Here is an 11,989-nt window from a genome sequence, read left to right on the forward strand (position 1 = left end):
TAACGAGTCCGGGCAGGTTTCACCCCTGTAACGCCTCCATGACGTTAAGTGACCGCTTAAGTCGAGCTCAGTCTGCGGCGGGGCCGTCCGCCTCGACGAGCGTCAGCCAGACCGCAACGGCGACCTCGTCGGTGTCGTTGACCACGCGGTGCGGGCGCGTCGCCGCGAACGAGAGCGATCCGCCCGGCCCGAGCCGCACCGAGCCCTCGGTGAACTCGAACATCAGCTCGCCGCGCAGCACGTGGCCGCTCTCGTAGCCGGCGTGCACGAGCATCGCGCCGTCGATCGACGACGACGATCCGGGCGGGTAGGTCGATTCGAACCAGTCCACGCCGGGGAGCGCGGCCGGGGAGAGGCTGCGGTACGTGACGCCCTGACCGAGGTGGGCGCTCTCGGCGGCATCCGGCTGCGACACGAGCACGCCCTCGAGCGGCTCGGTGACGTCGGCCACGTCGCCGTCGAGCCGCGGCGCGAACACCGCGGTGTCGTCGAAGATCGACGACACCGGCACGCCCAGCACGCTCACGAGCTCGATGAGCCGGTTGACCGACGGCTGCATCGCGCCGGTCTCGATCTGCGACAGCGCGCTCGACGAGATGCCCATCGCCTGCGCGACGGAGGCGAGCGAACGGCCGGAGGTCTGGCGGATGCTGCGCAGTCGCGCTCCGATCTGGGTGGGGCTGTCGGTCACGCCCATGTCGCCTCCCGTGGTGCAGGTGTGCCCACATCGTAGGTGGCGAACGTGTCGATCCGTCGACGCCGTTTCCGGACGCAGGGTGTTAAGTCCCGACTTAACGCACTCGTTACACGGGCTTCACACCCGGCGCGACCGCCGGGGTTTGAATGAGGCCAGTCCCACCAGCACCCCCGTCCACGGCCGGGCCGCCACGCGCCGGTCACCCGAATCAGGAGCATCCACCCATGCCCTCTTCGCGCATGCGAATCCTCATCGCGGCAGCAGCCGCGACCGTCACAGCACTCACCCTCGCCGGCTGCAGCTCGTCGGGCGGTGACGACGCCGCCTCCGCCGAGGAGACCGTCACCGTCAAGGTCGGCACCCTCCGCGGTCAGCCGCACTTCTACCAGCCCTTCCTCTACAACGACTACGCCGAGGACGGGGTGAAGTTCGAGGTCGTCACCCTCGACACCACGCCCGCGCTCTCCGACGCGCTGGTGTCGGGCTCGATCGACTTCGCGATCTCGGGAGTCACGCCCTCGATCGCGTCGATCGCGCAGGACCGCGACCTGAAGATCGTCGCGAGCGCGGCTGACGGCGGTTCGGGCTTCATCGGCAATGGCGAGACCTCGCTCGACGAGCTGACGGGCGAGAAGATCGGCATCATCCAGGGGTCCGCCCAGGAGGTCGCGCTGCGCCTGCTGATCGACGAGGCCGGCATGACGCCCGAGGACTTCGAGCTCACCCCGATCCCGGTGCCCGAGATGGCTGCCGCGTTCACGGCCGGCGACATCGCGGCGTTCATGGGCGTCGAGATCGGCGTCTCGATCGCGAAGGGCAACGGCGGCACCGAGGTGCTCGACCCGTACTCGACCGAGATCGGCAAGGTCAACATCGGCCTGATCACGACGGGCGCGTACATCGAGGAGAACCCCGAGGTCGTGCAGAAGGTCGTCGACACCCACGCAGCCACCACCGAGTACATGGCCGACAACATCGAGGAGTGGCTCCCCGGAATGGTCGAGGAGTTCGGCGGCGACGAGGCGGTCTTCACCTCGGCGCTCGAGAACTTCTGGCTGCGCTCCGACCTGTCTGACGAGTACGTCGGTCAGCTCGAAGCCCTCGCCACGGCGATGGCCGAGATCGGCCTGATCGACGAAGCGCCCGGCGCCGACGACATCGTCGACACCTCGTTCGCACCGTGATCCGGTGAGCGGGGGCGGCGACCCGAACGCCGCCCCCGCTCCCTTCCCCCTCCCCCTTCCCGTCTCCCGAAGGAGCCGTCGTGGCCGAGACCACCGACACCGCGATCGCCGACCAGGCGCCCGCCGCGGCTGCGAGCCCGGTGCGCCGGCGCCCGCCCGCCCGTCGCCCCAACAACCGCACGGGCCTCAAGCGCTTCCTCCTGGCCCTCCCGGTCCCGTTCCTGTTCCTGGTGTTCTGGCAGGTCGGACAGCAGAACGCCTGGGAGGTGCCGGTCGTCGGCATCCGCATGGAGTATCTGCCGGCACCCGCCGACGTGATCACGGCGCTGTGGAACTATGCGTTCGGCAGCGCCGACCCCGACGCGTTCTCGGGCGAGCTGTGGATCAACCTCGGCGCCTCGAGCCTGCGGGTGCTGACCGGTTTCGCGATCGCCGCGGCGATCGCCATCCCCCTCGGCATCCTCATGGGCCGGTACTACACGATGGACTCGCTCTTCGACCCGTTCATCAACCTCTTCCGCCCGATTCCCGCGACCGCGTGGGTGCCGCTCGTCGGACTCCTCATCGGCTGGGGCGACCAGGCCACCGTCTTCCTCATCGCCCTGTCGGCCTTCTTCCCGATCGTGCTCGGCGCGATCAGCGGCTCGAAGGAGGTGCCTCCGCGACTCATCGAGGCCGGGCAGATGCTAGGCGCTCGCAAGTGGGAGGTGCTCGCCCAGGTCGTCGTGCCGGCATCCGCCGCCGCCGTCATGAACGGTCTGCGCGTCGGCCTCGGCATCGCCTGGGTGGTGCTCGTGCTCGGCGAGTCGGTCGGCGTGAGCGTCGGCCTCGGAGCCGACATCATCCTCGCCCGTGACGTGGTGCGCACCGACCAGGTGGTGGTGGGCATGATCGTGATCGGCGCCGCCGGCTTCCTCTCGGATCGCCTCCTCGTCGGGGCGTTCCGCCTCGGCACGCGCGGCCGCCCCCTCATCAAGTGACCCTGCGGACCAACGGAGAACCGACATGAGCATCGACACCCCCGCACACACCTCGGCCGCCGTCGACATCGTCGACCTCGGAAAGCGCTACGGGCCCGAGTGGGCCGGCGTGCAGGCGGTCGCCGACGTCGACCTGCACATCGACTCCGGCGAATTCGTCGCCGTGGTCGGGGCCTCGGGCTGCGGTAAGAGCACGGTGCTGCGCATCCTCGCCGGCTTCGAAGAGGCGACGAGCGGCTCCATCGCACTCGGCGGCGCCCCGATAACCGGTCCCGGCCCCGAGCGGGGCGTGGTCTTCCAGGACTACGGACTGTTCCCCTGGCTCACCGTGCGCGAGAACGTCGCCTACGGGCCGCGACGCCGACGGGTGCCGCGCGCCCGGGTGGCCGAACTCGTCGACCGCTACATCGAGGCCGTCGGCCTCACCCGCTTCGCCGGCAAGTACCCCGGACAGCTGTCGGGCGGGATGCAGCAGCGGGTCGCGATCGCGCGCGTGCTCGCCAACGAGCCCAAGGTGCTCCTGATGGACGAGCCGTTCGGCGCGCTCGACGCCCTGACCCGGTCCGATCTGCAGGCCGAACTCAAGCGCATCCACCGCGAGACCCGCACCACCGTCCTTTTCATCACGCACTCGATCGAAGAGGCGGTCTTCCTCGCCGACCGGGTCGTCGTGATGACCGGCGGCGCCGCACACGGAGTCCCCGGACACATCAACCGCATCGTCGACATCGACCTGCCCGACCAGCGCGACATCACGAGCCCCGCCTTCAACGAGTACAAGCGCGAGATCTCCGACCTCGTGCACGCCGTGGTGGAGCCGGTCTGAGCCGCATGCGCCGCCGCGCGTCACGGCACAGAATGGATCCATGACGCGGGACGGGTCGATGCTGAGCGGTCTCGGCATCGACGGCACTGCCACCGACGACGAGGTGTACCGGTTCATCGTCGGCAACATCGGCGCGAGCGCCGACGACGTCGCCCGGGCCATCGACCGGAGCCCGAAGAAGGTGCTCCGCAGCATCCGGCGCCTGCGCGACCTCGGACTCATCTCGCCGTCCAGGCTCGCCCCTGAAGACGGAGTCGACTCCGCCGATGATCCCGCGGCGCGGTGGCGGGCGACCGCGCCCGACGCGGCGCTCGGCCCGGTGCTCCGCCGCGCGCGCAGACGCCTCCACCACGCCGAGGCGGCCCTGTACGACCTGGTCGACCTCTACCAGCGCGAGCACGTCGCCGAATCGCCGTCGGACTACCTCGAGCTCATCGAGGGACGCGACGCTCAGGCCCACCGCCTCCGCCAGCTCCAGCGCGGTGCCCGCGTCACGATCGACGCGTTCCAGACCGGACGCAACGCGGTCATCGACATCGCCACGGCGATCAGGGCGCCCAACCTCGTCAACCCGGTCGAGGCGGCCCCGGCCGATCCGGGAGAATCCCCCGATGGCCTCCCGCCGGTCGCCTTCCGAGTGGTGGCCGACGGCGACTTCCTCACCGAGCCGGAGGCCCTGCGCGCCCTCGACAACCGGGTGGCGATGGGGCACGAGGTGCGCATCGCGGATGCTCCGCTCATCAAGCTCGCGATCGCCGACGGCAACGTCGGGATGTTGCAGGTCAGCGCGACGACGGCGGTCGTGCTCCACCGCCCGCTGGTGGTGCTCGGAATCGAGCTGTTCGAATCGGTGTGGCGTCACGCCCGCCCGTACGAGCCGGGCACGACGCCCCTCGAGCCGGCCGACCGACGACTCCTCCAGCTCATGCTCGCCGGACTCACCGACACGGCGATGGCGCGGCAGCTCGACATCTCGCCGCGCACCGTGCAGCGCCGGCTGCGTGCTCTCATGGACGAGGCGAGGGTCACAACGCGGTCGCAGCTGGGCTGGCACGCCCTGCGCAGCAACTGGGTCTGAGTTCCGTCGCCCCCGTGGCGAGATCTCGCCGTGGCATCAGTTCGCCGCGCGATCGGCTGTCGGTCGTCCGTCCGCTCCCGCAGGGTGGAATCGACCCGAAGGGACTGGCATGCAACATCACCCGCGCATCCTGCGCATCTTCGCCGCCACGGCTGCAGCAGCGGCCCTCACCGCGGCATCCGCACTCACCGTCACCACCGCGTCCGCCGAGGAGCCCGCTCCCGCGGAGCTGGCCGAGACGGCGAGCGGATCGCGCGCGGTCTCGTTCACCCTCGTCACCGGCGACGTCGTCCACGCGACCGTCGGCGCGGACGGCGACCTCGGCGCACTGCGCCTCGAGAGCGCCGACGGCGTCGAGGAGGTGTGGTCGACCTGGATCGACGGCGACAGCACCTACGTCGTGCCCGCCGATGTGCAGTCCCTCGTCGACGACGGCACGCTCGACCGCCGCCTGTTCGACATCGCGCAGCTGTGGGCCGACGGGTACGACGACGCGTCGACCGAGACGCTCCCCGTGATCGTCGAGTACGCCGAGGGCGCCCCCGCGAGCCGGAGCGCGATCCGCGGCACCACGGTGACGGCCGACTTCGACGAGATCGGCGCCGATGCCCTCGCCGTGTCGAAGGAGCGCGCCGCTGCGGCCTGGGCGAGTCTCAACCCGGCAGCAGGGGCGCGCAGCAGCGCGGGCGTCGAGCGCATCTGGCTCGACGCCAAGGTCGAGGGCACCGCGCTCCTCGACGGGCTCACCCCCACCGTGCCGCTGACCGGCGCCGACGTCGCCCACGAGCTCGGCTTCGACGGCACCGGCGTGACTGTCGCCGTCCTCGACACGGGCTACGACCAGAAGCACGTCGACTTCGACGGGCAGGTCGCAGGCAGCGCCTCGTTCGTGACGAACCAGGCCGTGCAGGACGGCAACGGCCACGGCACCCACACCGCGTCGAGCGTCGCCGGCACCGGTGCCGCCTCGGACGGCACCTATGCCGGCATGGCGCCCGGAGCCGATCTTCTGATCGGCAAGGTGCTCGGAGACGACGGCAGCGGTCAGAGCTCGTGGATCATGGCGGGCATGCAGTGGGCGGTCGACCAGGGGGCCGACGTCGTGTCGATGTCGCTCGGCAACTCCTCGAACACGGTCTGCGCCGGACCGGATGTCGCCCTCGTCGAGGCGCTGTCCGACCGGGCCCTGTTCGTCATCGCCGCCGGGAACGAGGGTCTGCGCGCCCAGGTCTCGACGCCCGGATGCGCCCCCTCGGCGCTCACCGTCGGCGCCCTGGACCGTGACGACGTGACCGCGCCGTTCTCCAGCCGCGGCCCGTCGGTGGGCGGCACAGCCGCCAAGCCCGACATCGCCTCCCAGGGTGTCGACGTCGTCGCCGCCCGCACCGGCGGCGGTGCCGACATGCCGTACGTCGCATACTCGGGCACCTCGATGGCCACGCCCCACGTCGCCGGAGGCGCCGCACTGGTCCTTCAGGCTCACCCCGACCTGACGCCGGCCGAGCTCAAGGCGCGCCTGACGTCGTCGGCGTCCGCGGTCGACGAGCCCGTGCTCGAGCAGGGCGCGGGCCCGATGGACGTCGGCCGCGCCGTCGCGCAGGCGGTCTCGGGTGCTCCGGGCCGGCAACTCGCGACCTTCGCGTACCCGCAGTCGGGCCTCGGCACCAAGCAGTCGAAGGTCACGCTGACCAACTCCTCCGCCGACGACATCGCGCTCGACCTCGAGCTCCAGGCCTTCGGCGACGACGGCAGCAGCGTCCCCGGCGCGATGTTCAAGCTCGGCACGAAGAAGAACGCGATCGTGGTGCCCGCAGGCGACTCGATCGACGTGCCGATCACCATCGACCCGTCGGTCAAGCTGCAGGCCGGCGACTACGGCACCGTCACCGCCCGCCTCATCGGAACCGGTGCGGACGGCGAGCGCGTCACCGTGCCGTTCTCGGTCGTGATGGAGGGGCCGACCGCGAAGGTCACCGTCGTGACCAAGGACCGCCGCGGTGCATCGCCCGACACCATCTCCTCGTTCCGGGTCATCAACGTCGAGGACGGCACCTCAGGGGGCTACGGCGTCGGGACGGGCAGCGTCGTGCTCACCCTGCCGCACGGCAGCTACGACTTCGGCGCCACCATCCTCACCCGTGATGCCCCCGGGGCCGGAAGCCTCGTCGAGTCGGTCACCCAGCTGTACGAGCACGCCGTGAAGATCACGGGCGACACCACAATCGTGCTCGACGCGCAGGAGGCGACCCAGCTGAGCTGGAAGGCTCCGCAGGCAACCGAGCCCCGCGGCTTCTCGATCGGCTACACCTACGGCCTGATGGAGAACGGCGGGTCGAAGACCGGATCGCTCACCACGGTGCCCTCGTACGTCAAGCAGCTGTTCACGAAGAAGGAGAACGTCGACGACCGCTTCACGTTCGAGGCCACGGCCCGACTCGTCGCACCCGGCCTCGAGATGACCTCGTCGGGCGGTCGCACCGTCGACGATGTCGCGGTGGTCTACGCCCCCGAGTACGACGGCGCCGGCTCGGCCGAGCTCGTCAATGTCGGTCCGGGCACGGCGGCGAACCTCGCGGCCGCCGACGTCGAGGGCAGGATCGTCCTCATCGACGGCTCAACCTCGGTGCAGGGCGGAAACTCCTTGCAGTGGAGCAACGAGCTGAGCGGCCGCGGGGCCAAGGGCGTCATCGCCTACTCGTCGTCGGCATCCGGCCGCGTGCAGATCACGGGCGCGGGCGTGACCCTGCCGATGGCCACGATCACCCGGGCCGACGCCGACGCGCTGATCGCCGAGCTCGAGGCCGGCCCGGTCACCATGACCTGGGACGGCAGCGCGGCGGGCTCGAGCCCGTACGTGTACAACGTCGCGACGGTCGTCGACGGCAAGGTTCCCTCCGGTGTCCAGCGCCTCCGCGAGGACGACCTCGCGGAGGTCCCGACGAAGTACTACACGATGGCGGCTGAGTCGAACACCTGGTACCTCGACATCTCGCTCGAGATGCCCGGGGCGACCTCGGTGTACGCCTCGGGGTCGATGCTCCCGGCGAACGCGCCGCTCGAGCGGACGGAGTACTACACCGCCTCGCCCGACGTGACCTGGACGACGATCAGCCGCATGACGTCGAACATCGCCAACGCCGCATCATTCGACGGCCCGCGCACCTACGAGGCCGGAACGACCGAGCCGACGTCGTGGTTCAAGACGCCGCTCGGCGCATCGGCGAACACCTTCGGTGCGCCGATCCTCAACCGCGACCGCAACGGACTCGAGCTCACGCTCGGGTGGTGGGGAGACGCGGCCGGGCACGACTCGACCGGCTACATCTACGCCGACAGTCGCACGCGCGGCGTGTGGGTCGACGGCACGGCGACCACGCCGGCGGCCGGCGTCTACGCGGTGCCCGAATCGGGTGCGGAGGTGCGCGTGCAGCAGGCGTTCACGCGTCGGCTGCTGACCACGCAGAAGCTCGGCGCCGCGTACACGACCGACTGGACGTTCCGCACCGACCGGTCGCTGCAGGGCGCTCAAGCGGTGCTCGTCCCGTCGGTCGACGTCTCCATGGATCTGACCAGCCGAGTGCTCTCCGGCACCGACGCGGAGATCGTGCTGGGCGCGGTGGACGACTCCACCGGCGAGGCGGCCGACCTGTCGTCGGTCACCCTGCAGTACGCCACCGGCGCCCAGGCGACGGTCGCAGCGGTCACCGCGTGGACCGACGTCGCGGTGACGCGGGGCGACGACGGCACTTGGCGCGCGAACGTGCCCAACGACGTGCCGGCCGGCACCTTCGTGCACCTGCGCACGAAGATGACCGGCGCCGACGGCTCGACCGTGCAGCAGACGACGATCCGCTCGTACGAGGTCGGCGGCCGCATCGACGCGAAGGTCAGCGCCCGCAGCCAGTGCGTGAACGGCAAGGTCGCGGTGGCGGTGCATGCGCTCAACCGCAGCGACGTCACCGCCGACATCACCCTCACCACGCCGTTCGGGTCGACGACCGTCGCCGACGTGGAGGCGGGGAAGGCCGCGTACAAGCTGTTCGACACGGGCGTGCAGCGCCTGCGCGACGGCGGCTCAGCAAAGGTCACGGCAGCGGGCACCGTCGGCACCCTGGCGGTCACGACGGAGTATGACGCCGCCTACGACGCCCTGCGCTGCACGGGCTGATCCCCATCTGGGCGGGATCGACGGGCGGGGTCGCATCGCGGCCCCGCCCGTCGGCCTGCGCCCGGAAGCACAGCCTGCCCGTGCCATCGGGGCTCCCGGCGGCGGTCACACGCAGGACACAGCGCGGTAACACCGGGCCGACTCGATCCCGGTAGCCTCGGCGCGGTGAGGACACCCATGCACATCGACGAGTTCGACCGGCTGCCCGAGGCCGACGCCCGCGCGGTCGTGTCGGTGTGGGCGGCGATCAGGCCCTGGGTCGATGCCGTCATCGCGGACCGGCCCTACGGCACGGTCGACGCCCTGGCGGCCCGGGCCGCCGAGCTCGCAGCCGGCTGGACCCGCGCAGACCTCGACGCGGCCCTCGCCCACCACCCGCGCATCGGCGAGAAGCCCGCGGGGGCGGGCGCCGAAGCGACGGCATCCCGTCGCGAACAGGCGTCGATGACGGATGCTGCGGCCGACGTCACCGCACAGATCGCGGCCGGCAATGCCGCCTACGAGACCCGGTTCGGCCGCGTGTTCCTCATCCGCGCGGCCGGCCGGACCCCCGACGAGATGCTCGCGGAGCTGCAGCGTCGCCTGGGGAACGACGACGAGGCCGAGGCATCCGAAGCCCTCGGGCAGCTGGCCGAGATCGCCCTGCTGCGCCTGCGCGGTGCCATGACCGGCGCCTCCGACGCCAGGATGGTGCCATGACCAGCCACCTCACCACCCACGTGCTCGACGCGACCAGCGGCGCCCCCGCCGCGAACGTCGTCGTCTCGCTGGCACGCCACCTGCCCGGCGGCGGCACCGAGGGCGTCGCCCAGGGGTTCACCGACGCCGACGGGCGGCTCGCGCTCGGGCCGGAGCGCCTCGACGCGGGCATGTACGCGCTCACGTTCGGCACCGGCGCGTGGTTCGCCGACCGCGGCATCCCCACCTTCTATCCGCTCGTCACCGTGACCTTCACCGTCGAAGACACCGACCGGCACTACCACGTGCCACTGCTGCTGAGCCCGTTCGCGTATTCGACCTACAGAGGGAGTTAGCCATGGTGTCCGTGAGCCTCGGAGCAAACAAGTACGGCAAGGCCGAGAACCGCATCGTGCGGGTGTACCGCGACACTCCGCGGCACGAGATCGTCGACCTCAACGTCACCTCTCAGCTGCGCGGGGAGGCCCTCGCGTCGTCGTTCCTCGAGGGCGACAACGCCCTGGTCGTCGCGACCGACACGCAGAAGAACACCGCGTTCGCGTTCGCGAAGGAGCACGGAATCACCTCTCCCGAGGACTACCTGCAGATCCTGGGTGCCCACTTCGTCGACGCCTTCGAGTGGATCGACGGCGGTCTCTGGCAGGCCGAGCAGTACGAGTGGGAGCGCATCGTCGTCGGCGGCATCCCGCACGACCACTCGTTCGTGCGATCCGGCAAGGCCGTGCGCCTCGCGGCCGTGCAGAAGATCGGCGGCGCCACGCACGTGACCGGCGGGGTCAAGGACCTCGTCGTGCTGAAGTCGACGGGGTCGGAGTTCTCGGGCTTCCCCCGCGACCGATACACGACCCTCGCCGAGACGACCGACCGCATCATGGCGACCTCGGTGACCGGGCGCTGGCGCTTCCTCCCGGAGGCGGTCGCGGCCGGGATCGACTACAACGGCCTGTACGCCGAGGTGCTCGAGGTGCTGCTGTCGACATTCGCGACGGTGCACTCGCTCGCGCTGCAGCAGACCCTGTTCGAGATGGGACGCGCCGCCATCGAGGCGCGGCCCGAGATCGCCGAGGTGCGTTTCGCGATGCCGAACAAGCACCACTTCGTCGCCGACCTCGCGCCCTTCGGCCTCGAGAACCCGAACGAGGTGTTCTACGCCGCCGATCGCCCGTACGGGCTCATCGAGGGCACCGTCGTGCGCGACGGAGTCGACGCCGCTCCGGATGCCTGGGTGGACCTGCCCGCCTTCGTCTGACCCCGGCGGCAGGTGGGCGTTTCATCTCCTCGCTCCGCTCGTCGCTCAACGACCGAACCACCGCGCCGTCGAGCGCGCGCAGCGCGACGAAAGGCGTCTACCGACTCCGCGCGGGCAGCAGCGATGCGACGAAGTCGAGCTTGTCGAGCACCGGCGCCGGGATCGTGAAGGGGTACAGGTCGTCCTTGCCCATCGAGCGGTTCACCGCGTTGAGCGCAGTCGACAGCGGGACCCACACGTCGACGACGAGCACCCGCATGCTCGATACGTCTGCGGTGCCGCGGGCGACGGCATCCGTCAGTCCGAACGCCGTCGCGCTGTCGACCGTGTCGAGGATGTGCATCAGGTGCGCCCAGGTCTCGGCGAAGTCCTCGAACGGATGCATCGTCGCGTACGCCGAGATGAACGTGCTCTGCCAGCCCGCCGGCGCCCCCTCGACGTAGTGGCGGTCGACCGCCGCCTGGTAGTCGGCTCGCTCGTCGCCGAACAGTTCCCGGAACCGCGGGGTTTCGGCATCCGTCACCAGGGTCCACTGCGCATAGTGGCCGAACTCGTGGCGGAAGTGCCCGAGCAGGGTGCGGTACGGCTCGGCGAGCTGCTCGCGCAGCCCCTCGCGGTGCGCCGCCTCGCTCTCGGCGAGGTCGATCGTGATGACGCCGTCGACGTGCCCGGTGACGACGGGCTGAAGGGTGCTCGAGAGCAGGTCGAAGCAGAGACCGGATGCCGCGTCCTCGGCGCGCGACCGCACCTCCACGCCCAGCCGGTCGAGCTCCGCCAGCAAGTGGCGCTTCGCACGCTCGGCCGGCACGAAGTTGGCGAGACCCGCGAGGTCGGCGTCGTTCGGACGCACGCGGGTGAAGTCGCATCCCTCGCACTGCCCGCCCTCGAGCCGGGCGAGCCAGGTGCAGCCCGACAGATTGAGGTTGCGGCACACGTGCCAGATCAGGCCCTCGGCATCCACGTACCGCCCCGCCTCGTCGACGGGCACGATCGCCTGCTCCTGCCGCGAGTAGCCGAGCGCCGACCCGCACGAGACGCACACCGAGTTCTCGAAGAACAGTCGGGCGTCGCACACCCGGCACCGGAAATCCTGCATGTCGAGAACCCT

General features: G+C 70.7%; 10 protein-coding genes. 8 read left to right on the forward strand and 2 right to left on the reverse strand.

Translation table 11 applies throughout. The annotated features are described in order from the left end of the window. Positions 1–67 precede the first annotated feature (67 nt). Entirely contained in the window at positions 68–691 is a 624-nt protein-coding gene (locus tag JOD63_RS13970; RefSeq protein ID WP_169748383.1) for a helix-turn-helix domain-containing protein, read from the reverse strand. A gap of 230 nt (positions 692–921) precedes the next feature. Here JOD63_RS13970 and JOD63_RS13975 point away from each other — a divergent pair, with 230 nt between their 5' ends. The 8 genes from JOD63_RS13975 (at position 922) to pucL (ending at position 10,881) form a co-directional block, all read left to right on the forward strand. Continuing rightward, a complete protein-coding gene (locus JOD63_RS13975; protein ID WP_045274579.1) occupies positions 922–1,881 on the forward strand; it encodes an ABC transporter substrate-binding protein in 960 nt (319 codons plus the stop codon). Positions 1,882–1,961: 80 nt separating this feature from the next. Next, the gene (locus JOD63_RS17870; RefSeq protein ID WP_211088128.1) at positions 1,962–2,861 is read left to right on the forward strand and encodes an ABC transporter permease; all 900 of its coding nucleotides are present in this window, start codon (positions 1,962–1,964) and stop codon (positions 2,859–2,861) included. 25 nt (positions 2,862–2,886) lie between these two features. Further along, a complete protein-coding gene (locus tag JOD63_RS13985) occupies positions 2,887–3,687 on the forward strand; it encodes an ABC transporter ATP-binding protein (RefSeq protein ID WP_045276720.1) in 801 nt (266 codons plus the stop codon). A gap of 40 nt (positions 3,688–3,727) precedes the next feature. Next, complete coding sequence (locus tag JOD63_RS13990) at positions 3,728–4,765, forward strand: helix-turn-helix transcriptional regulator (protein WP_052682605.1); 1,038 nt, start codon at positions 3,728–3,730, stop codon at positions 4,763–4,765. Positions 4,766–4,874: 109 nt separating this feature from the next. Beyond that, the gene (locus tag JOD63_RS13995; protein WP_052682604.1) at positions 4,875–8,933 is read left to right on the forward strand and encodes a S8 family serine peptidase; all 4,059 of its coding nucleotides are present in this window, start codon (positions 4,875–4,877) and stop codon (positions 8,931–8,933) included. Between the two features lie 165 nt (positions 8,934–9,098). Then, positions 9,099–9,632, forward strand: coding sequence for a 2-oxo-4-hydroxy-4-carboxy-5-ureidoimidazoline decarboxylase (gene uraD, locus JOD63_RS14000; RefSeq protein WP_157004045.1), 534 nt, complete (start codon positions 9,099–9,101; stop codon positions 9,630–9,632). Next, the gene (gene uraH, locus JOD63_RS14005; RefSeq protein ID WP_045276718.1) at positions 9,629–9,967 is read left to right on the forward strand and encodes a hydroxyisourate hydrolase; all 339 of its coding nucleotides are present in this window, start codon (positions 9,629–9,631) and stop codon (positions 9,965–9,967) included. Before uraD ends, uraH begins: the two co-directional genes overlap by 4 nt. 2 nt (positions 9,968–9,969) lie before the next feature. After that, positions 9,970–10,881, forward strand: coding sequence for a factor-independent urate hydroxylase (pucL, locus tag JOD63_RS14010; RefSeq protein ID WP_045276717.1), 912 nt, complete (start codon positions 9,970–9,972; stop codon positions 10,879–10,881). A gap of 97 nt (positions 10,882–10,978) precedes the next feature. Here pucL and JOD63_RS14015 read toward each other — a convergent pair whose 3' ends face one another. Then, the gene (locus JOD63_RS14015) at positions 10,979–11,977 is read right to left on the reverse strand and encodes a zinc-binding metallopeptidase family protein (RefSeq protein WP_045276716.1); all 999 of its coding nucleotides are present in this window, start codon (positions 11,975–11,977) and stop codon (positions 10,979–10,981) included. Between the last annotated feature and the right edge of the window lie 12 nt (positions 11,978–11,989).

Origin of the sequence: Microbacterium terrae (assembly GCF_017831975.1) — a bacterium.
GTDB classification, from domain to species: Bacteria; Actinomycetota; Actinomycetes; order Actinomycetales; family Microbacteriaceae; genus Microbacterium; species Microbacterium terrae.